This is a genomic window from Mycobacterium colombiense (genome assembly GCF_001665835.1).
GTDB classification, from domain to species: Bacteria; Actinomycetota; Actinomycetes; order Mycobacteriales; family Mycobacteriaceae; genus Mycobacterium; species Mycobacterium colombiense_A.
In genome coordinates this window covers 1-20641 of record NZ_LZSX01000041.1, presented here as the reverse complement: position 1 = coordinate 20641, position 20641 = coordinate 1, and the positions used below count along the sequence as shown (strand labels likewise).

Sequence of the window (20641 nt, the reverse complement as noted above, 5' to 3'; positions counted from 1 at the left end):
TGGGGCCAGGTAATGGCTGAAAGACCCAAGGCTCGCGGCGGGGCGCCGGGACCGAGCGAGATCGTGGCGGAGTTAGCCGCTGCCGGTTTCGACAATGCGCGCCAAATCGCCCGAGGCGCCGCCGGAGTGGTGTACTGCTGTCGCGAGACCGCCTTGGGTCGAAACGTGGCGGTCAAGGTGCTACCGACGTTCATCGACGACGCGGGCCGGGAGCGCTTTCTCCGTGAGGGCTACGCGATGGGCGGACTCTCGGGGCACCCGAACATCGTCAATATCCTGCGGGTCGGCCTGACCGCGGGGGGCCGCCCGTACATCGTGATGTCGTATTGCCCCGCGGGTTCGCTGGGGCTGCGCGTGCAGCGGGAGGGCCCGATCGCCTGGCCGGAAGCCGTGCGGATCGGCGTGAAGTTGTGCGGGGCGCTGGAAACCGCGCACCTCAGCGGCACCCTGCACCGCGATATCAAGCCGGCGAACGTCCTCGTCAACGACTACGGCGAACCGCAACTGACCGACTTCGGGACCGCCCACGTCCCCGGCGGGTACGAGACGGCGGCCGGATTGTTCTCCGGCACAATCGATTACCTGGCGCCGGAGGTGATGACAGGCGATCCCGCGACGGTCGGCAGCGATGTCTATTCGCTCGGCGCAACGATCTATGCGCTCATTGCCGGCAACGCCGCGTACGAGCGCCGCGGCAGCGACGACCTGCTGGCGCACTACACAAGGATCAACAGCACGCCGGTCCCCGACCTGCGCCACAGCGGAATCCCGGATGCGGTGTGCTCGGCCATCGAGATGGCGATGGCGCCCGACTCGGCTGAAAGGCCGGCGTCCGCGGCGGATTTCGGCCGCGGGTTGCAGGAAAGCCAGCGCCGCAACGGCTTGAAAGCCGACGCGATGGCCATCACCGCCGGTTCGGCGCGGACGGTGGGCGCCCCGGCGGGTCCGTCGCAGGCGCGGACCCTGTCGCCGGGCGGACGCGGCGGGAAGGCGGGCGCAGCGACCCCGCGACCGCCCAGGATCGCCAAACCGGGCCCACGCGGTGCCGACTCGGACAGCGCCACCTCGCTGATCAGTCCGCTGAACGATCGTCGAACGGTCTCGCCGCCGTCCCGGCCCGCCGGTTCGCGAAACTCCGGCCGACGCGGGCCAATCCCGGCTACCCCCAACACATCTGACCCGACCCAAGCGATCGCCCAGCACACCAGCGTCACCGACGCGATCGCGCCGTCGAACCCTTCCGACCCGCCTGCGGCCGCACGCCGCGGGCCGGCCACCGGAGCGGTGGCGTGGTTGAGCCCGTCGGGGAAGAAGCCCAACCGCGTCGTGGCGGCGTTGATCGCGGTGGGGATCGTCGTGGCCGTGCTGGTGCTGGGCACCGGTGTCTATGTACTGCTGACCCAGGGCAGCAGGCAGCACAGCGCCGCTTCGAATCAACCGAACACCCAGGCAACGGTGAGGTGGCAGCCGATCACGAACGCCCGCATCGCGCGCCAGGCGGCGGCAACCACGCAAGCCGACGGCACGATCTGGATCTTCGGCGGAATGGGCAGCAACCGCGCACTCGTCGCAAACCACGAGGGCTATGACCCGATCATCGACAGCTGGAAAAGCGGTGACGACCTCCCGGTCCCGGTTCAGCACGCAATGGCGGTGACGTGGCAGGGAAACCCGATCGTGCTCGGGGGCTGGCGCGCGGTGGGCCCGCAAAAGGTTGCCAGCGACCAGGTTTGGCGCGTGGTCAACAGCCACTGGGTGGAGCTGCCCCATCTGCTGCAGCCCCGCGCGGCAGCGGCGGCGGCGGTGGTGGGTGGGCGCATCATCGTCGCGGGCGGCGTCGACTCGAACGGCGCGCTGCTGAACACCGTCGAGATCTTCGACGGCAATTCCTGGACCCTCGGAACCCCGATACCGACCCCCCGGCAGATGCTGGCCGCGGCGTCGGACGGGAAGGTGGTGTACACGGTGGGCGGCAACAACGGGCCCACCGACCTGGCGACGGTCGAGGCGTATGACCCTGCCACGAAAAGCTGGACGCGGTTGCCCGACCTTCCCCAGCCGCGCGGCGACCTCGGCGTGGCACTGGCCGACCGGCGCCTGGTCGCCGTCGGGGGGCAGTCGGCGGGCCAGGTCCTCAAGAGCGTGTCGGTGCTCGATCTGACGACGAACACGTGGGCGGGCTTGCCGGACATGGCGATAGCGCGGCATGGCATGGCGGTCGACGCGATTGGGCAGGCCGTGTACTCAATCGGCGGGTCCAGTGATGTCGGCGACGGCCAGGCGACCTCGTCGGCGGAGGCGCTGCAACTACCGGCGCGCCGAACGCAGCCGGCCGCGCAGTGGCGTTCCCTGCCGGACGCGCCGACGGCGCGGTTGATGACCGCATGGACCGTGCTCGACGACAAGATCTGGATCATGGGCGGCCTGCGCGACGGAGCCGCGCTGCAGACGGTCGAAAGCTATGACCCGCGGACCGGCGTCTGGCAACCGCAACCCGCATTGCCGATCCCGCTGCACCACGCCGCGGCGGCGACCTATCGCGGCGAGGTGGTGGTGCTCGGGGGCGCCAGCAGCGACCTCACCCAGGCGTCGGCCAAGGTGTTCGCGTTGCGCGGCGGCAAGTGGGTCGAGTTGCCCAACCTCATCCACGCCCGCGCCGCGCTGGCGGCCGCTGTGGTCGGTGACAAACTCGTGATCGTCGGCGGGCAGAACGCCAAGCAGCTCGTCCCGCAGACCGAGATCTTCGACGGCAACGCGTGGCACGACGCGGCCAACCTGCCCACCCCGCGTGAGCATCTGGCCGCGGCGTCCGACGGCAGCTATGTGTACGCAGTCGGCGGGAGGTTCCTGTCGGCCGACAAGAACTCCGCGGCGTTCGAACGGTTCGACCCGCAGTCCGGGACGTGGACGAAGTTGGTCGACATGCCTACCCCTCGCGGCAGCTACGGCGCCGCGTTCATCGATGGCCGAATTGTGGCGGTCGGTGGTGAGGAACCGACCCAGGTGGTGGGGGTGGCCGAGATGTACGACATCGCCGACGGAACGTGGACGACGTTGCGCCCCATGCCAACCCCGCGCCACGCCGCGGTGGTCGCGGCGGTGGGCAACACCGTCTACTGCATCGGCGGCGCGAACCGGCCCACCCACGAGGGTCCTGTCGCCACGGTCGAGGCCTTGGACTTCATCTAGCGGATCAATGCCGCTTCAGCCGGCTGCGCCACCCGACGAATCCCGCGTACACGACCGTCAACAACGCGAGCATGCCCACATCGAACAGCCAGGTTTTCGCCGTGTGCTTGAAGTGGCTGTCCTTCGGGGCGAGGGGCCCGGGCTCGATCGTCCACAAGTCGACGGTCGAGGCCTGCGCCGCATAGCCCCAACGCGAGGGCACCGCCCACGACATCTGGTCGAGACCGATGCGGTTGGTGACGGGGACCATCCCGCCGCAGAGCACCAACTGCAGCATGAGCGAAACCACCAGCAGCGGCATGATCTGCTCGTTGGAGCGAGCGAGGGAGGACAGGACCAGGCCGACCATCGCCGCGGCGACGCACATCGCGGCGGTGGCGACGTACAGCTCGAGCGTGGCGCTGCCGAGCAGCAGCGCCGGCCGCGTCGGGGCTCCCTTCCCCAGGATCGTGATGGTCGTCGCGATCGCCGACTGAATGACGGCGAAGACGAAGAACACGGCCATCTTCGCGAGCAGATACGCCTTGGTGGACAGGCCGACCGCCTGTTCCCGGCGGAAGATGGAGCGCTCGCCGATGAGGTCGCGGATCGTCAGCGCGGTGCCCATGAAGACGGCGGCCATGGTGAGCAACATCAAGACCGAGCCGGGTTCGTCGGAGCCGTCGCCGTTCGGATCGGCGACACGGAATCCCGTCGAGCCCGGAACGGTCAGCGACAGCGCGCCCATCACAAACGGCAGCACCGCCAGGAATACGAAGTAGGCACGGTCGGCCACGATCAGCCGGATCTGGCGGCGCGCGATCGTGGCGAACTGGCGACGCGTGTTGGAGCGCGCCGGAGCGCCCAGATCGGCCGGCTTCTCCGCCTCGGCTCCGGCCGGCGGTGGTTTGAGCTGGGCCAGGAATCGACGGTTGGCTTCGTCGGGGTCCGCACCCACCATGCCAAAGATCTTGGCCCAGTTGGTGGTTCCCATCGTCGCTTCGATTTCGCCGGGCGGGCCACAGTAGGCCGTCTTGCCGCCGGGCGCCATCAGCAGCACCTGGTCGCAGAGATCGAGGTAGCTCAGCGAGTGCGTCACCACCAGCACCACCCGACCGGCGTCGGCCAACTGCCGCAACATCGTCATGACTTGCAGGTCCAGCGCCGGATCCAGGCCCGAGGTCGGCTCGTCGAGGATCAGCAGCGACGGTCCGGTGAGCAGCTCGAGTGCCACCGACGCGCGCTTGCGCTGTCCACCGGACAGCTTGTCCACCCGGGTATCGGCGTGCTTGGTCAGCCCGAGTTCCTCGATCACCTGCGCGACGACCTGCGCGCGGTCTTGCTTGCTGGTATCGGGCGGCAGCCGCAGCTCGGCCGCGTAGCTCAGCGCCTGGCTCACCGTCAGCTGGCGATGCACGACGTCGTCCTGGGGCACCATCCCGATCCGGCTCCGCAGCGAGGCGAAGCTGGCGTGAATGTCGTGCCCCTCGAAGGTGATTGAACCGGAACTGGGGCAGGTGGCCCCGGCGATCAGCCGGGACAGCGTGCTCTTCCCGGCGCCGGACCCACCGATCAGGGCGGTCAGCGTGCCTGGCCTGGCGGTCAGCGAGACCTTCTGGATCAGCCGTTTGCTGTCGATTTCGAAGTCGACCTCGCGCACCTCCAGCCCTCCGGTGCGGGTTGCAGCTTCGGCACGGCGAAGCAGGATTTCACCGTTGAACACCAGGTCGACGTTGCCGATCGTGATCACGTCGCCCTCGGTCAGCGGCGCCGACAAGATTCGCGTCCCGTTGACGAAAGTCCCGTTGATGCTGTGCGCGTCGTGGATCTCCGTGCCGGCCGGGCCGGGAACCAGGTAGGCGTGGTGGCGCGACGCCAAGACGTCCGAGATGACGACGTCGCTGTCTTCGGCACGGCCGATCACGGTCGCTCCCGTGGGCGCCGCCGCGAGGCCCGACCGAGAGCGCTGCACCGCGCGCCGCAGGTTGGTGCTGTCGAACTGCGCGGCTTCGAGTGCTTCGGCGCCGATCTCGGTCAGCGGCTGGCCTTTTGCCGCCGACCAGGCAGGCCTTTCGGGCGGCGGTGCCGGTTGGGGACGGCGGGGCGGCGACGGTGGGCTGGGATAGCCGACGGCCCGGCGCGGGCCGCCGGCCGGCTGCGGTGACGGTGGCGGCGGGCCGGCAGGGGTGTAACGCGGCGGCGGGGGTTGCGGTCGCGCGATGCGGGGCGGCGAGCCGTTGGCCTGCTTTGGGTGGTCCGGACGAGACGGCCGCGGGACGCCGGGGCGCGCGATGGCCTGCATCCCCTCGACCGTCGGCGGCAGCTGGCCCACCGCCCTGTCGTCACGTCCGATCAGGAAACTCAACCGCGGCCCATCGGGGCTGCCGACGTTGATGCTCTGGCCGTCGCGGATATCGACGACAGCGACCCGGCCACCGTTGACGAACATCCCCGTCGGCGATCCGTTGTCGATTGCTATCCATTTGCCCCGGTCGAAACGCAGCAGCAGGTGCGAGCGGGAGATCAGCGGATGGGCTACGCGCATGTCGGCACGCAGGTCACTGCCCACGACGACATCGTTGCCAGCGGCAAAACTGCGCCGTGACCAGTTGGATTGAACCGTAAGCACGGGCGATGCGGGCCTGCTCATCCACTCAGTATTCGACCCGTCGTCAGCAAACGCCAGCGGTTTCGCCATATTGGTCCGTCGCCCGCGATCGCATTTGCTGGGCCACGCCGGAGAAGTGTTCGAGGCCGGCGGGGTCACGGCCCGGTCACAACACGATCGCGATTCACTTCACCCGGCCCGTCAGACTGGCGTATTCATCGGGGTTCCTATGCACCTGGTCACGGCACCACGATCAGAGGCCCTCACTAAACCCCCTTGATCAAATCGTGACCGCCGCGTGACCAAATATCAACGCGCCCTTACGCTTCCGCAGGTCAGCGCGCATTTATCATCCCTATTACAACTATGTCAGTTAAAAGGAATTGGAGCCATGCGGACGGGTGTTCGGTGTGTTCTTGCGGTGATTGGGGCCGCTGCGAGTGTCGTCGTGACGCCGGCCGGCGTGAGCTTTGCGGCGGCTAACCAGTCGCATGGATTCGCGATAGCGTCGATTTCCCCGGGCCGCGACGAAGTGGTCGGGGTGGCGCACCCCATCCAGGTGAAATTCACTGCGCCCATTACCAACTCAGCCGGCCGGCGGGCGGCCGAACGTGCCGTTGACGTCAAATCGACGCCCGCGATGACCGGCAAGTTCGAATGGCTCGACAACAAGGTTGTCCAGTGGGTTCCAGACCGATACTGGCCGGCGCACAGCACAATTGCGTTGACGGTGGGCGGCGCGGCCGCGGAGATCAAAACGGGTCCTGCCGTGATCGGCGTGGCCAGCGTCTCCGAACACACCTTCACCGTGAGCATCGACGGTGCGGAAGCCGGACCGCCGACCTCACTGCCGGCGCCACACCACCGGCCGCACTTCGGCGAGCAGGGCGTGATGCCCGCGTCGCTGGGTAGGCCGGAATACCCGACGCCCGTCGGCTCGTACACCGTCCTGTCCAAAGAGGAAGCGGTGACGATGGATTCGAGCAGCGTCGGCATCCCGGTCGACGACCCCAACGGTTACCTGCTGACGGTCAATTACGCGGTCCGTATCACCGGCCGCGGGCTGTTCGTGCATTCGGCTCCGTGGGCCGTCCCCGCTTTGGGGCTGGAGAACGTCAGCCACGGCTGCATCAGCCTGAGCCCCGACGACGCCGAGTGGTACTACGACCACGTCCACGTCGGCGACCCGGTGATCGTCCAGGAGTAGTCCCGCATTTCACGAAGCTCCGCACCCAGGCGCAAGGCGGGTGCGGAGCTTCAATCGTCTTGACGGCGTGGGTCTCTCAGCGCCACTGGGGTTATCGCAGGGTTGCCGCCGATGGCCAACAACGAAACGGGCCCGCTGGTGATACACCAGCGGGCCCGGCCCGTTCACTGGAAATCAATTGGGTCTCAGCTCGCGCCCGAGGGACCGGGACGAACCGGCTTACCGTCCACCGGCCCGCCGGTGGGAGCCGGACCGGTCGGCGCGTCTTTCACCCCGGACATGTCAATGATCGGCGCGGCCGCCTCCAAAGGAGCACCGGCCAGTGGCCCACCAAGGGCAATCAGCGGTGCACCGGCCGGAACCACCGGCACCGGAGGCACCAGGGGCACCGGCGGTGCGAGGGGCAACGGCGGCACGATCGGCAGCGGCGCACCGATCGGCAGCGGTCCCGGCACAGCCATTGGCACACCGGACATATCAGTCATTGGCGCCGCGCACATGCCCCCGGCGGCCGGCGCGCCCGCGGCCACGGTGCCGGCGGCTGCACCCGGCCCGCCCGCGGCGGGTGCCACCTCGCCCGACTGCCCCTCGATGCACGCGTGGCCGCCCGTAATCAGCGGGGCGGCCGCCGCGTGGGGGCTCAACGCGATAGCAGCTCCGCACAATCCAGCGCCGGCAACTACTTTGATGTTGAACCGATCGACGATCGCCATCAGCGCCAACTCTCCTTTATCACGCTCAGCCATTTCCCATTTGGTGCAGCAGGCCCGCCTAGCCGTACCGAGGCCGCTTTCACGACCGCGCCAATTGTCAGCAGGCGACACGCGACACGCGCCACGCCGCACCGCGCCGTTTCCAAATGGTGACGTCACAACGGTGTCACGAATCGGAACACCGCCGGCGGATGCCGATCGACCTGCACGAATGCGCTTGCGCCCTAGGCTTACTGATCGATTCGGGCCGGAATGTGGTGCGGGCGAACGCCGATCACAGGGTGGAGACCCAGCTCGATGCCGGCTCTCCTCGTCCGCCCGGCAAACGCTCCTGACATCAGAACGGGGAAACGCCACTACGGCTCGCGGGTCCACGGCTGCCGGAACCGACTTTCAATCTCACGGATTTTATTTTTCCGCAGGTCATTCACAGGGAACTGTTGGTGAACAGTGACTGTTGTTTAGGTTACGTAGAAGTTAACATCGAGATTACAACTGTTGACGTCAAGAGGAGAAGGGGCTATGTCACCACGTCGTCTCGCCACCGGGTTCATCGGTTCTGCCCTGCTCGGCGGCCCACTTCTCGCCGGCCTCGTCTGGGCCGGCCCAGCGCAGGCCGACGCCGCCGGTTTCCTCAACGACATGCACAGGGACGGGGTTCACGCCGTCACCGGTGGTGACGAGGCGCTGTTGCAGGCGGGCCTGAACGTCTGCCAGCAGCTGTCTTGGGGCGCGCCTCCCGCGCAGCTCGAGGGTTTGGCGCTGCAGCGTTCCGACGATCGACAGGGCTCTGGCGGGCTCAGTCCCCAGCAGGCCAACGACATCGTCGGTTACGCCCAGCGCGATCTGTGCCCGGGCGCCTAGCGCCCATCTGACCTTTCGCAGTTCGCTGTTCTGACGGCGCGGTCCGGGTTGGCCGCGCGCCGGTACGCCGGTGATGGCGCGTCCGCCGACCGTTCTTTGCCGACTGTTCACTCTGCCGAATTGTTTGCGCAGCGGGTCTTCGTACTTTTGTGTCAAAGTGCATCATCCGCATCGGGCACAGACAAAGGAGACGGTTGGATGGCGGCACGCAGGCTTTATGGCCGGTTGATGGGCGCGGCGCTGGCAAGTGGACCACTTTTGCTCGCCGGGGTCCTCTGCGCGGGCCCGGCGCGGGCCGACCAGGCCGCCTTTGTCAACGACCTGCACAACGCCGGTATCCACGCCGTCAACGGCGGCGACCCGGAGTTGCTGCAAATGGGTGCGGACCTATGCCAGCAGCTTTCCTGGGGCGCGTCACCCCAGCAGCTCGAGAATCTGGCGGTGCAACGCTCGGACGCCGATCAGGGCACCGGCGGCATCAACGGCCGACAGGCCGCAGACGTGGTGATCTTCGCCCTGCGCGATCTGTGCCCCAACGCCTGACGGCGAATTAACCCTCCGCGCTGCGCGGTCCGCGCTAAGGTGACACTCGAGTGAAGCTGAACGCACGGAACCTGGCCGGCCTCGCGATCCCGGTCCCGAAGTATGACCGCGGCCAAATCGGCATCGGCATAGCGCATTTCGGTGTCGGTGGTTTCCACCGATCGCACCAGGCCATGTACATCGACCGGTTGCTCAGCGAAGGGTTCGCCCGCGAGTTCGGCATCTGCGGCATCGGCGTACTGCCGGGCGATGAGCGCATGCGCGACGCGCTGCGCGGCCAGGACCACCTCTACACGCTGATCCTCGAGCACCCCGACGGCACCCGGCAACCGCGGGTCATCGGCTCCATCGTCGATTACCGTTATGCGCCTGACGATCCCGAATCGGTGATCGAGCTGCTGGCCGATCCGGCCACCCGGATCATCTCGCTCACCATCACCGAGGGCGGTTATCAGCCACCGCTGAGCGCGGTGTTCGGGTTGGTGACCGAGGCGTGTGACCGGCGGCGCGAGCGCGACCTGCCCTCCCCCACGATCGTCTCCTGCGACAACATCGCCGGGAACGGAGACGTGGCACGACGCGTGTTCACGTCGTACGCCGAGCGAATCAATCCCGAACTCGCGCAATGGATGCGTGAGAAGACCACCTTCCCCAATTCGATGGTTGACCGGATTACACCGGTGACCACGCCCGACGTGCTGACGCGGCTGGATTCCGAATTCGGGGTCGCCGACGCCTGGCCCGTGATCGCGGAACCCTTCGCCATGTGGGTGGTCGAGGACAACTTCGCCGACGGGCGACCACCGCTGGATCAAGCCGGGGTGCAACTCGTCGACGACGTGGCGCCCTACGAGGCGATGAAGTTGCGGTTGCTCAACGCCGGGCATCAGGGCCTGTGCTATTTCGCCTACCTCTGCGGGTACCGGCTGGTGCACGACGCCGCCGGCGATCCGTTGATCGCCGAATTCCTTGCCCGCTATATGGATTCGGAGGCCACACCGACGCTGCAGCGCGTCCCGGGGCTGGACGAATTCCGGGGCGGGCTGCTGCCTCGCTTCGCCAACGCCTACATCCGCGACACCGTGGCCAGGCTGTGCGCCGAATCCTCGGACCGCATCCCGAAGTGGTTGTTGCCCGTGGTGCGCGACAATCTGCGCTCTGGCGGCCCAGTGCGGCTGTCCGCAGCGATCGTCGCGAGCTGGGCACGCTACGCCGAGGGCGTCGACGAAGAGGGCCAACCGATCGAGGTGGTGGACCGGTTCGCCGACAGCCTGGTCCCGATCGCCCGCTCGCAACGCGACGACCCGGTAGCGTTCCTGGCCAACCGTTCCGTATTCGGCGACCTCGTCGACCACGAGCGTTTCCGCGAGGCCTATCTGTGGGCGCTGGACTCGCTGCACCGAAACGGCGCGCGCGCCACGCTGCGGGCGCTGCTCGGGGCCGACGCACGATGACCCTGGTCGCCGGCATCGATTCGTCGACACAGTCCTGCAAGGTGCTGGTGTGCGACGCCGCCACCGGCCGGGTGGTCCGCGAGGGACACGCCGGTCACCCGGCCGGCACCGAAATCGACCCGGCGGCATGGGAAACCGCCGCTCGAGAAGCGATCGCGAAGGCGGGCGGGCTGGACGGCGTCGACGCGATCTCGGTCGGCGCCCAGCAGCACGGAATGGTGTGCCTGGACGGAGCCGGACAGGTGGTGCGCCCCGCGCTGCTGTGGAACGACGTGCGATCGGCCGAGGCCGCGCGCGCACTCGTCGACGAGCTGGGTGGTGCGCGGGGCTGGGCCCGGGCCGTCGGCGTGGTGCCGCTGGCCGCGATCACGGTGGCGAAATTGCGCTGGCTGGCCGACCACGAGCCACAGCACGCCGACCGCACCGCGGCGGTCGGCCTGCCCCACGATTGGCTGACCTGGCGGCTGCGCGGCGAGACGGACATCGCGGCGCTGACCACCGACCGCAGCGACGCCAGCGGCACCGGCTACTACGACGCCGCAACGGGCGCTTACCGTTTCGATCTGGTGGAACTGGCGCTGCGCGGCCGCCGGCCCCAACTGCCGACCGTACTGAGCCCGGCGGGCCGAACCGTCAGCGGCACAAGGATATTCGGCGCCGGCCTCGGGGATAACGCGGCAGCAGCGCTGGGCCTGGGCGCCGAAGAGGGCGACCTGATCGTCTCGATCGGGACCTCGGGGGTGGTGGCCGCCGTCACCGCGGACCCGGTCCGCGACGATGCGGGGTTCGTCGCCGGATTCGCCGACGGCACCGGCCGCTATCTGCCGCTGGTGTGCACCCTCAACGGTGCGCGGGTGCTGGAGGCCGCCGCCGCCATGCTGCAAGTCGACCAGGACGAGCTGTCCCGGCTCGCGCTGTCGGCGCCGCCGGGCAGCGCGGGGCTGGTGCTGGTCCCCTACCTGGAGGGTGAGCGAACCCCCAACCGGCCCAATGCAACCGGTGCACTGCACGGCCTGCGCGTAGGCAATGCGACCCCAGCCAACCTGGCCCGCGCCACCGTGGAGGGACTGCTGTGCTCGCTCGCCGACGGCGTCGCGCACCTGGCCGCGCACGGCGTCGTCGCGCGGCGCATCCTGCTGGTCGGCGGCGGCGCGCAATCCCGGGCGCTGCGCGCCATCGCGCCCACGGTGTTCGGCATGCCGGTGCTGGCACCCAGCCCGGCACAGTACGTCGCGCTGGGCGCGGCGCGGCAGGCGGCGTGGGCGTTGAGCGGCTCGCCCCGGCCGCCCGCGTGGAATCCGCCACCCACAGACGAATACACCGCCGACCCCGCACCCGAGGTGCCCGCGCACTACGCGCGGGTGCGCGACCTCACCGAAGGGGTCACTGGCCATCGGGAAGCGGTCGAAACACCGAAAGGACACGGTATTTCGCGCTGAAGCTGGCCTTGTCGTATTCATCGCCGACCTCGCCGTCACAAGCGACGACCGTGGGGCCGTCGACGGCGCTGAAGCTGAATTCCGGCACCTGCAACTCGTGGTAGAGCGGGCTACGCTCCAGCCGGCCCAGGGCCAGCGCGGTCAGGATCCTGGTCCTGGCCCAGGGGCGGCCGGTCTCGAGGATGCGCACATCGATCAGGCCGTCGTCCATCCGGGTCCGGCGCGCCGGCGCGAACCCGGTCGGCAGGTACAGCGAATTGCCCAGGAAGAACAGCGATGTCAGCAGGGTCTTGTTGTCGTAGCGGATGCGCACGGGCTGGTCCTTGCGCAGCGTGTGCAGCATTGCGTAGAGGCCGGCCAGCAGCTTGCCGATGCGCTTCTCCAGCTTTTCGCGCTGCTGCACGAAGGTCGGGTAGGCGCCGATGCTGGCGGTGTTGAGGACCATCTGAGAATCGTTGAGGCACACCAGGTCCACGCATGCCACGTGGCCGCGCCGGATCGCGTCGACCGTCTTGGCCACGCTGTCACAGCCGATGTCCTTGGCGAAGTGGTTGAACGTCCCGGCGGGAAACACCGCCAGGGGAAGCCCCGCGTCGATGGCCACCCCGGCGGCGGCCGCGACGGTGCCGTCACCGCCGCCCACCGCCAGCACCTCGGCGCATTCGGCCGCGTTGCGCAGCACCTGCACCGGATCGTCGTCGGGGCCCAGTTCGCGGATGTCCACCTTCGGCAGCTCGGCGCGCACCGCGTCGACCACCCGGGCCCCGGTGCCGCTGCCCGACTCCGGGTTGATGACCAGGACCACGCCAGAGCCGTCGGGCCGCTGCGGCGCGGCGACGCGCAGCGGTTCCGTTCGCGGAAGCGCGGTTTCGGCGATCGGCGGGACGAGCCGGCCGCCCAGCACGGCCAAGCCGGAGCCGATGCCGAATCCGGCGATGACGTCACCCGGGTAATGCGCGCCGGTCACCACCCGCGACAGACCGACCAGCCCGGCCAGCAGCGCCAGCCCGAAGCCCAGCGGCGGGTTCTCCAGCCCGACCCCGATGGCGAACGCGGCCGCGCTCGCGGAGTGTCCGGACGGCAGCGAGTTCGACGTCGGGCGCCGGCGGACCTGCCTGACCAAGGGCACCAGGTCGTAGCCGGGGCGCGGCCGCCGGCGGATCCGCTTGGCGACCTGGTTGGTGACCAGGCTGGTGGCGGCCAGCGTCACCAGCCCGCGGGTCGCGCCGCGCTGCGCGCTCTGCCTGCCGGTGGCCAGCAGCGCCGCGCCGAGGCCCACCCACAGCTTGGAATGGTCGGCCGCCCGGGTCAGCGGCGGCATGACCGTGTCCAGGAGCGGGGTGTCCGTTTCGGCGATGGCGTCGAACAGTTCCCGATCCAGCGTGCCCAGTCCCCGGGTGATCTGTTTGATGCCGCGCGCGCGTTGCCAGGGCCCCCTGTTCATTCGCTACACCCTAAATTGGTCCGAAGACATGGACGCACAGGGCTATTGCATGAGGTGGCGGGAGAACGCCGAACGCCGCGGCGTGGCCGCGCACGTCGTCGCCGAGATCGCCCGCCGGCACGACGTCACCGCCACGCGCTTCGGGGTCCTCGCGAACATGGCCGAGTTCAGCGACCCGCACGGCAAATCGTTCTTCCTGATCCCGCCCTACGCCGACGGCGCGCGGGCCAGGGCCGCCGCGCTGATGACCTACATCCTCAACGCGGGCACCGGCTACGGTAAGCCGGGCGGACGGACCACCGACTTTCCGGTCACCCCGTACGGCACCGCCGAGGTGACGCGAATCATGGCCCGCCAGAACGCAAACCGCTGGAGCTACACCCGCGACGTCGCCTTCGTGCACCGCCACGGGGGGCGGCTGGTCACCACGCCCAACGGCATGCTCATGGGCCTGGGCGGCAACTGGATCCAGCGGCTGTTCAGCCAGCGCGGCGGCACCACCTGGGGTGACCTCTTCATGGTCAACGCGGGCCGGATCGCCGACCCCGGCGAGCAGCTTCGCCAGATCGTCTCGTCCGGGCATGCCTGGTATCTCGACGCCGGCGGCACGCCGCGCGCGAGCCGGCTCGACCTGGACCGGGTGTTGCACCACGAGGAGCGGCACGCCGCGCAATGGGCAGACCGGGGCTATTTGGGCATGCTCGCCGGATACGGCCGGGAGTTGTTCCGCGAGTTGGTCTTTGGCGCGGTGAACAGGCTCGAAGAGGACGCGGGCCTGGCCGACGGCGGCTATAGGGCGTGAATCCCGTGGTAGAGCACCATCGCACCGATCACCACGAAGACCGCCGCGAGTAGGGCGCCGTTGTTGCGGTCCATCCAGTCCTTGAGCCTGGCCAGAGTGTCGTCGAGGCGGCTGCCGGCCGCCACGTAGGCCAATATCGGGATCGCCACGCTGGAGGCGGCGATGGCCACGAAGAACGCGGCCGCCACCCAGTCGCCGGCGAGGCCGAGCCCGCTGGTGCCGATGCCCAGTCCCGCGGGGACGCAGATGAGCGACACATCCGGCCGCACCACGGCCAGCGCGGCCCCGGTGATCCCCGCCCGCGCGGGGGTGATGCTCGCGAACGAGCGCATCCAGGCCGGGGATTCGGCCTGGCCGTGCCGGTTGAGCCAACGGTAGATGCCGTACACGATCAGCGCGGACCCCAGCACCACGCGCAGCCACGACGACCACCGCGGGGGCGCCTTGTCCAGGCCGCCCAGCAGGCCGGAGGCTGCGACGGAGATTGCCGTCAGCGCGGCCAGGCTCAGCACCCAGCCGCCCAGAAACGCGAGGCTGCTCGGCCGCGGCCGCGGCGCCTGCAGCACCAGCACGGCCGGGATGACGGTGAGCGGTGAGAGGGAGATGACCAGTCCAAGCGGAACGAGCCCGGTCAGCACCGTCCCCCAGCTTCCTGCCATGGGCGGCATCCTGCCATTGCCGTGTCGGTGCGACGCCGAAACGCGCCGAACCGCGTCAGCCCAGCGTGCGAATTCCGTTGTAGAGCACTATCAACCCGATCAGGAACAGGATGACGGCCATCATCGCGTCGTGGTTCGCCTCCATCCAGGCCTTGAGACGTTCCAGGGCATTGTCGAGGCGGTTCCCGGCGCCGACGTAGGCCAAAATCGGGATGGCGACCGTCGACGCGGCGAGCACCACGAAGATCGCGGCCGCGATCACCTGAGCGCCCGCGCTCAGGCTGCTGTTGCCGACGGCCAGGCCGGCGGCCGCGCACAGAATCAGCACCTCGGGCCGCACCGGCACCAGCACCGCCCCCATCACCCCGGCGCGCACCGGCGAGAGGGTGGAGAACGAACGCATCCAGCGCGGCATGCTGCGCTGCCGATGCCGGGTGAACCAGTGGTAGGCCGCCAGCGCGAGGAGCGCCAGGCCGAGCGCGAGCCGCACCCACGACGCCCATTTCGGCGGGGTCGCGTGGAAGCCACTGAGCAACTCCGAGCCGCTGACGAAGGCGGCGGTGAGGGCGACCAGGCCCAGCAGCCAGCCGCCCAGAAAGGAGAGACTGGCCGGGCGCGGCCGGGGCGCGTGCAGCACCAGCACGGCGGGAATGACCGTGATCGGTGACAGCGCGATGACCGCCGCCAACGCGACGAGTTTGCTCAGCACCGAGGCCCAACTTGCGTCCACGGGCAGCAATCATCGCATTGGCGTGCCGCTCACGCAGCGGTCGACAGCACCGGTCACCCTTTGCGGCGCAGCGTCCAGGCGGGCACCCAGTGCGTCACGGTCCTGCGCTTGGATCCATACGCGACCGGATAGGTCACCAGCCCCCACCAGTCGCCCTGCTCGCACAGGGCCCAACAACTCAGCCACCCCTCGACGACCTTGTGCAGCTGCAGACCGTTGGGCTGATACCGCCCCGAGCGGTGCGGCTCGCGCGGGAAGAGCACCGTCAGATCGACCAGCACCGCGACCGCCGGACGCACCACCCGAAACGGGCTCCGGACCGGTTGGCCGTTGTACCCGATCGACGCGAGCGGACCCATTGATCGATCATACGTTCGAATAGGCGGTCGGTTGATCCCCCTGAGCGGCCCGGTTCGCTTCTGGCAACATAGCGGTGTGTTCAGCCAAACCGCGACGTTCCGGGCGGTTCGGTGAGCATCGGAACCACCGAGGCAACACGGCGTCGCCGCGGCATGCTGGGAGGTCGCCGACCGGCGGTACCGGCCGCGCTGGACCCGGTGATCGTCGCGATCGTGGCCGCCGCGGTGAGCATGGCCGGCGCCGCCCGGCCCTCCTTCTGGTACGACGAGGCCGCGACCATCTCGGCCGCCTACAGCCGGTCGCTGGCCCAGATGTGGCACATGCTGGGCAACGTCGACGCCGTCCACGGCTTGTATTACCTGCTCATGCACGGGTGGTTCCAGGTTTTCCCGCCCACCGAGTTCTGGTCGCGCGCGCCCAGCGCCCTGGCAGTGGGCGGCGCCGCCGCCGGCGTCGTCGTGCTGGGCAAGCAGTTCTCGTCCCGCACCGTCGCGGTGGCCGCCGGGGCGTTCTGCGCGATCCTGCCGCGGAGCACATGGGCGGGCATCGAGGCCCGCCCCTATGCCATGTCGATGATGGCCGCCGTGTGGCTGACCGTCCTGCTGGTCTACGCCGCGCGCCGTGACACCGGATGGCTGTGGCTGTCCTATGCCATCGCGTTGGCCTGCTCGATCGTGCTGGACGCCTACCTCGCGCTGCTGCTGGCCGCGTACGCCGTGTTCATCGGCGTCTTCCACCGGAGCCGGACGGCGTTGCTGGGCTTCGTGATTGCGTCGGCCGCGGCCGTGGGCGCGCTGATTCCGTTTTTGATGACGGTTGCCGGGCAGGCGCACCAGATCAGTTGGGTCGCACCCATCGGCCACCGCACCATCGAAGACGTGCTGATGCAGCAGTACTTCGAACGATGCCCGCCGTTCGCCATGCTGTCGGCGTTGCTGATCGGTGCGCCAATCGTGTTGTGGCTCAGCGGGTCCGCGCGTCTGACGGATTCGCAGCGCCGGCTGCTGGTGCTCGCGACGGGGTGGATGGCCGCGCCGACGGCCGCGATCGTGGCGTATTCGGCGCTGGTTCATCCGATCTACACCCCGCGCTACCTGTGTTTCACCGCGCCGGCGCTGGCGCTGATCCTGGGTATCTGCGGTGGCGCGGTGGCCGCCAAACCATGGGTGACGACGGCGATCGTCGGCCTTTTCGCTGTGGCCGCCGCGCCCAATTACGTTCGGGTGCAACGTAACCCGTACGCCAAGTACGGTATGGACTACAGTCAGGTCGCCGACCTGATCACCGCGAAGGCCGCGCCGGGCGATTGCCTACTGGTGAACGACACGGTGACGTTCATGCCGGCGCCCATGCGCCCACTGCTGGCGGCGCGCCCGGATGCCTATCGCAAGCTGATCGATCTCACGCTGTGGCAGAAGGCGACCGACCGCAACGACGTGTTCGACACCAATCTCATCCCCGAGGTGGTGGCCAGGCCGTTGAGCCAGTGCGGCGTCGTCTGGATCATCACCCAGGCCGATCCGTCCCAGCCGGCGCATGAGCAGGGTCCGGCACTGCCGCCCGGCCCGGTCTATTGGGCGAGCACCGCCTTCGCGGTGCCGCACGACCTGGGCTTCCGGCTGGTGGAGCGCTGGCAATTCAACCTGGTCCAGGTGCTCAAAGCGGAGCGATAGTCACCAGATGTGGATCCAGTCGACGAGCATGTCCGCCGGGAGGCCGGCAGCGGCGGGATCTCCGGCGCCGACCCCACCGACCGCCAGGGTGAACATGGGTGTCATCCAGTAGCCGGGATTGTTGAACGGCCACCGGAAGTCGTCGGGGGCGCCGCCGTGGACGTGGATGGGTTTGTTCGGAACGCTGAAGTACTGCGCCCCGTCGCGGGCGAATTGAAATCCTTCCTCGCCCCAATGCATTCGCCAGGTGTGCCAGGCGCCGTCGACCATGCCGGGGATGGACTTGCCCTCCCAGGTTTTGCCGTTCGACGCGGCGTGCACCGTCGTTCCCGGGGGCCACGAGCCGTTGCCGTACCACTCGAAAAGATCAACCTCACCGTCCGGCAGCGGGTCCTCGTTGACACCCCAGAACGACGACCAGAGGCCCGGCTCCAAGCAGTCCAGCTTGATCCGCGCCTCCCAGGTCTGGTTGATCATGCTGCGGAAGTTGCCCCGCAGTTTGGCGCCGTAGTAGGTGTCCCCTTCCCGGGTCGCACGCAAGACGAGATTGGAGTTGCCATCCTGGAACACGTTTCGGCGGTCGTCGCGGTAGATCCCCGCGACCGGCGGGAAGACGTCGTCCTGCCAGGTCTGCACCGTCCATTTGCCCGGGTCGGGAGCCGAGCCCGCGGGGCCGTCGAACTCATCGGCGAAGATGTAGCCGCCGCCTCCCGCCGACGGCGCGGCCGGCACCGACGGGCCCGCTGGGGCGGCCCAGGCACCCGGCAAGCGCATCGCAGCCCCGATCATGCCGAGGCCCGACATCAACATCATGCTGCGACGATCCATCTAAACCACCAATCTTCAAAGCCGGCTCGTCAAGCTCGGCGAGATCTCCCCAGGCAACTCTCGCAAACGGTGTTATGAAACCACGCGGTGGGGTGGCCCGCATCCCGCGGTCGCGACCCGCGCACGGCATTCCCGGTCACGACCCGCGCGCCGGTCCGTCGTCGCCATCCCCCTGGCATAAGCAAGCGACGATAGCAGCCGCGGGCCCCATTTCCTGGGATTTCCCACACCAACCATCAACCACGTTGACATCCACCGCACCGCTGGTATCAAGGAGGTTGATGCTTTGAGAAAGGAAAACAGCCATGTCTCATGGATTCTTCGGTGGTTTCGGTGGACCCGGTTTCGGTGGTCCGGGCTTTGGCGGTCCGGGCTTCGGCGGTCCGGGCTTCGGTGGCCCGGGCTTTGGTGGTCCGGGCTTTGGTGGTCCGGGCGCGGGCGGTCCGGGCTTCGCGCCCTTCGGCAAGAAGGGTCGTCACGGCCTCAAGCGCGCGGCCTTCGTCACCGCGGCATTGCTGCTGGACGGGCCGGCCGACGCCGCGCAGGTGGTGCAGCGGGTGTCCGACGCGACCGGCGGCGCGTTCACGCCTCCGCAGGACGTGGCCGAGCTGGCGATCGGCATTCTCGCCGGCCGCGGCGTGGTCACCGTCGACGGCGGTGTGGCGACGCTGACCGAGCTCGGCCGAAACCTGTTGGCCTGGCGCGGAATCAGCAGCGAGACCGCGCACGCCTTCCTGGGCCGGGCGGCCAAGTTCGGCGACGTTCTCAAGATCCGCAAGGAGTTCTTCGAGATCGCCGGGTTGGCCCGCACCATCGCATGGACGGGCACCGACGAACAGAAGCAGCAGCTCGCCGAGACCCGGACCAAGGTGCTCGAGGCGCTGACCGATGCGCGCAAGGCGCTGCACCGGGTTCTCGGCGAGGCCTAGCGGGGACTCGGTTCGCTGAGCCTGACCAGGGTCTTGCCGACGTTGACGCCGGTGAACAGGCCGTTGAGGGCATCGACACAGGACTCGATGCCCTCAAAGATGGTCTGCCGGTGGTGAAGTCGGCCTTCGGCCTCCCACTGGCGTAGCGCGGCGAACGCCTCGTCGAAGCGGCCCCACTGATCGAGCGCGTTGAACCCCTGCATCAGCGCGGTCTTGGACAGCAGGTTCACGTAGTTGGACGGCCCGGGGTGGTCGCCGGTGAGGTAGCTCGAGATGACGCCGCACAGGACGACGCGCGCGCGGGCGGCCAGACGGCCCAGCACGGCGTTGAGGATGGGGCCGCCCACGTTGTCGAAGTAGACGTCGACGCGTTGCGGGCAATGCTTTTTCAGCGCCGCCGCGATGTCGTCGTTCTTGTAGTCGATGCACGCGTCGAACCCGAAGTCCTCCACCACCGCCCGGCATTTCTCCGGCCCGCCCGCGATGCCCACCACTCGGGCACCGGCGATCTTGGCGATCTGCCCGGCGACCGAGCCGGTGGCCCCCGCGGCCGCCGACACCACCACGGTTTCCCCGGCCTGCGGCCGGCCGATGTCGGTCATCCCGAAATAAGCGGTGGCGCCGGTCGGCCCGTAGACGGACATGATGGCCAGCTGGTCGTCCTCGCCCGGGATCGGCGTGCTGAACAGGTCGTCGCGGATGAGCGCGTATTCCTGGAAGCCGGTCAGTGTGGTGACGACGTCGCCGACGGCGTAGGCGTCGCACCGCGACGCGACCACCTCGCCGATCCCGGCCGCCCGGATGACCTCGCCCAGCTGCACCGGCGGGAGGTAGCTGGGCTGGTCGTCCAGCCAGGTGCGGGCGGCGGCGTCGATGCCGACGTAGGTGGTCCGCACCAGCGCCTCGCCGTCGGCGGGTTCGGGCGCGGGCGTGGTGACCATTTCCGTGTCGTCCGGCTGGACAAGCCCGGAGGGGCGGCGGCGCAACAGGACCTGGCGATTCGGCAAATCGGGCACGATCGTAAAAACTACCGAACGGGCCGGAAACGCAGAAGCGAATGGCATATTCAATGCATGGCAGCAAACGAAGACCCGGAAGACCGGATCCGGGAGCTCGAGCGCCCGCTCGCCGAGACGGCCCGGGCGTCAGAACAGGGCAGTTCGCAGCCCGCCGGGCAGAATTATCCGCCCGGTCCGGTGGGCCCGCCTCTTATACACATC

17 protein-coding genes are annotated in these 20641 nt (G+C 68.8%); 9 read left to right on the top strand and 8 right to left on the bottom strand.

Annotated elements, in window-relative coordinates; translation table 11 throughout:
• Positions 1–12: 12 nt before the first annotated feature.
• Positions 13–3189 carry a serine/threonine-protein kinase gene (locus A5760_RS10640; protein ID WP_064880433.1) on the top strand — a complete coding sequence of 1059 codons (3177 nt, stop codon included), beginning with the start codon at positions 13–15 and terminating at the stop codon, positions 3187–3189.
• Positions 3190–3193: 4 nt separating this feature from the next.
• Here A5760_RS10640 and A5760_RS10635 read toward each other — a convergent pair whose 3' ends face one another.
• Positions 3194–5818 carry an ATP-binding cassette domain-containing protein gene (locus A5760_RS10635; protein ID WP_064880431.1) on the bottom strand — a complete coding sequence of 875 codons (2625 nt, stop codon included), beginning with the start codon at positions 5816–5818 and terminating at the stop codon, positions 3194–3196.
• Positions 5819–6167: 349 nt separating this feature from the next.
• On the opposite strand from A5760_RS10635, the gene A5760_RS10630 reads away from it, so the two are divergent.
• Positions 6168–6983, top strand: coding sequence for a L,D-transpeptidase (locus tag A5760_RS10630; protein WP_064880429.1), 816 nt, complete (start codon positions 6168–6170; stop codon positions 6981–6983).
• 185 nt (positions 6984–7168) lie between these two features.
• On the opposite strand, the gene A5760_RS10625 is transcribed toward A5760_RS10630, so the two are convergent.
• Complete coding sequence (locus A5760_RS10625; protein WP_064880427.1) at positions 7169–7705, bottom strand: hypothetical protein; 537 nt, start codon at positions 7703–7705, stop codon at positions 7169–7171.
• A 513-nt stretch (positions 7706–8218) separates the two neighbouring features.
• Between A5760_RS10625 and A5760_RS10620 the strand changes: the two genes are divergently transcribed.
• The 4 genes from A5760_RS10620 to A5760_RS10605 all read left to right on the top strand — a co-directional run bounded on the left by A5760_RS10620 (position 8219) and on the right by A5760_RS10605 (position 11996).
• The gene (locus A5760_RS10620) at positions 8219–8560 is read left to right on the top strand and encodes a DUF732 domain-containing protein (RefSeq protein ID WP_064880425.1); all 342 of its coding nucleotides are present in this window, start codon (positions 8219–8221) and stop codon (positions 8558–8560) included.
• Between the two features lie 198 nt (positions 8561–8758).
• The gene (locus A5760_RS10615) at positions 8759–9103 is read left to right on the top strand and encodes a DUF732 domain-containing protein (RefSeq protein WP_064880423.1); all 345 of its coding nucleotides are present in this window, start codon (positions 8759–8761) and stop codon (positions 9101–9103) included.
• Between the two features lie 50 nt (positions 9104–9153).
• A complete protein-coding gene (locus A5760_RS10610; RefSeq protein ID WP_064880421.1) occupies positions 9154–10557 on the top strand; it encodes a mannitol dehydrogenase family protein in 1404 nt (467 codons plus the stop codon).
• A complete protein-coding gene (locus tag A5760_RS10605; RefSeq protein WP_064880419.1) occupies positions 10554–11996 on the top strand; it encodes a xylulokinase in 1443 nt (480 codons plus the stop codon). The genes A5760_RS10610 and A5760_RS10605 overlap by 4 nt, the downstream gene beginning before the upstream one ends.
• Here the strand turns inward: A5760_RS10605 and A5760_RS10600 are convergent.
• Entirely contained in the window at positions 11941–13440 is a 1500-nt protein-coding gene (locus A5760_RS10600) for a bifunctional phosphatase PAP2/diacylglycerol kinase family protein (protein WP_064880418.1), read from the bottom strand. The two genes, A5760_RS10605 and A5760_RS10600, sit on opposite strands and share 56 nt — an antisense overlap.
• 28 nt (positions 13441–13468) lie before the next feature.
• Between A5760_RS10600 and A5760_RS10595 the strand changes: the two genes are divergently transcribed.
• Entirely contained in the window at positions 13469–14242 is a 774-nt protein-coding gene (locus A5760_RS10595) for a hypothetical protein (RefSeq protein WP_064880415.1), read from the top strand.
• Here A5760_RS10595 and A5760_RS10590 read toward each other — a convergent pair.
• The 3 genes from A5760_RS10590 to A5760_RS10580 form a co-directional block, all read right to left on the bottom strand.
• Positions 14230–14901: a GAP family protein gene (locus A5760_RS10590; RefSeq protein ID WP_064880413.1), complete on the bottom strand. Its 672-nt coding sequence runs from the start codon at positions 14899–14901 to the stop codon at positions 14230–14232. The two genes, A5760_RS10595 and A5760_RS10590, sit on opposite strands and share 13 nt — an antisense overlap.
• Positions 14902–14956: 55 nt before the next feature.
• The gene (locus A5760_RS10585; protein WP_196772056.1) at positions 14957–15610 is read right to left on the bottom strand and encodes a GAP family protein; all 654 of its coding nucleotides are present in this window, start codon (positions 15608–15610) and stop codon (positions 14957–14959) included.
• A 74-nt stretch (positions 15611–15684) separates the two neighbouring features.
• Entirely contained in the window at positions 15685–15990 is a 306-nt protein-coding gene (locus A5760_RS10580; protein WP_007768747.1) for a hypothetical protein, read from the bottom strand.
• A gap of 153 nt (positions 15991–16143) precedes the next feature.
• On the opposite strand from A5760_RS10580, the gene A5760_RS10575 reads away from it, so the two are divergent.
• A complete protein-coding gene (locus A5760_RS10575) occupies positions 16144–17664 on the top strand; it encodes a glycosyltransferase family 39 protein (protein ID WP_064880411.1) in 1521 nt (506 codons plus the stop codon).
• Here the strand turns inward: A5760_RS10575 and A5760_RS10570 are convergent, their stop codons facing one another.
• Entirely contained in the window at positions 17665–18492 is an 828-nt protein-coding gene (locus tag A5760_RS10570) for a glycoside hydrolase family 16 protein (protein ID WP_064880409.1), read from the bottom strand. It lies immediately after the preceding gene.
• 305 nt (positions 18493–18797) lie between these two features.
• Here A5760_RS10570 and A5760_RS10565 point away from each other — a divergent pair, with 305 nt between their 5' ends.
• The gene (locus tag A5760_RS10565) at positions 18798–19421 is read left to right on the top strand and encodes a hypothetical protein (RefSeq protein WP_064880408.1); all 624 of its coding nucleotides are present in this window, start codon (positions 18798–18800) and stop codon (positions 19419–19421) included.
• On the opposite strand, the gene A5760_RS10560 is transcribed toward A5760_RS10565, so the two are convergent.
• Positions 19418–20437: an NADP-dependent oxidoreductase gene (locus tag A5760_RS10560; RefSeq protein ID WP_064880406.1), complete on the bottom strand. Its 1020-nt coding sequence runs from the start codon at positions 20435–20437 to the stop codon at positions 19418–19420. The two genes, A5760_RS10565 and A5760_RS10560, sit on opposite strands and share 4 nt — an antisense overlap.
• Between the last annotated feature and the right edge of the window lie 204 nt (positions 20438–20641).

What these genes read in the sequence shown, in the direction of transcription:
- A5760_RS10580 (WP_007768747.1), bottom strand. Translation starts at nt 15,990, where the DNA reads ATGGGTCCGCTCGCGTCGATCGGGTACAACGGCCAACCGGTCCGGAGC.
- A5760_RS10640 (WP_064880433.1), top strand. Translation starts at nt 13, where the DNA reads ATGGCTGAAAGACCCAAGGCTCGCGGCGGGGCGCCGGGACCGAGCGAG.
- A5760_RS10635 (WP_064880431.1), bottom strand. Translation starts at nt 5,818, where the DNA reads ATGAGCAGGCCCGCATCGCCCGTGCTTACGGTTCAATCCAACTGGTCA.
- A5760_RS10615 (WP_064880423.1), top strand. Translation starts at nt 8,759, where the DNA reads ATGGCGGCACGCAGGCTTTATGGCCGGTTGATGGGCGCGGCGCTGGCA.
- A5760_RS10575 (WP_064880411.1), top strand. Translation starts at nt 16,144, where the DNA reads ATGCTGGGAGGTCGCCGACCGGCGGTACCGGCCGCGCTGGACCCGGTG.
- A5760_RS10620 (WP_064880425.1), top strand. Translation starts at nt 8,219, where the DNA reads ATGTCACCACGTCGTCTCGCCACCGGGTTCATCGGTTCTGCCCTGCTC.
- A5760_RS10605 (WP_064880419.1), top strand. Translation starts at nt 10,554, where the DNA reads ATGACCCTGGTCGCCGGCATCGATTCGTCGACACAGTCCTGCAAGGTG.
- A5760_RS10590 (WP_064880413.1), bottom strand. Translation starts at nt 14,901, where the DNA reads ATGGCAGGAAGCTGGGGGACGGTGCTGACCGGGCTCGTTCCGCTTGGA.
- A5760_RS10565 (WP_064880408.1), top strand. Translation starts at nt 18,798, where the DNA reads ATGTCTCATGGATTCTTCGGTGGTTTCGGTGGACCCGGTTTCGGTGGT.
- A5760_RS10630 (WP_064880429.1), top strand. Translation starts at nt 6,168, where the DNA reads ATGCGGACGGGTGTTCGGTGTGTTCTTGCGGTGATTGGGGCCGCTGCG.
- A5760_RS10595 (WP_064880415.1), top strand. Translation starts at nt 13,469, where the DNA reads ATGGACGCACAGGGCTATTGCATGAGGTGGCGGGAGAACGCCGAACGC.
- A5760_RS10570 (WP_064880409.1), bottom strand. Translation starts at nt 18,492, where the DNA reads ATGGATCGTCGCAGCATGATGTTGATGTCGGGCCTCGGCATGATCGGG.
- A5760_RS10600 (WP_064880418.1), bottom strand. Translation starts at nt 13,440, where the DNA reads ATGAACAGGGGGCCCTGGCAACGCGCGCGCGGCATCAAACAGATCACC.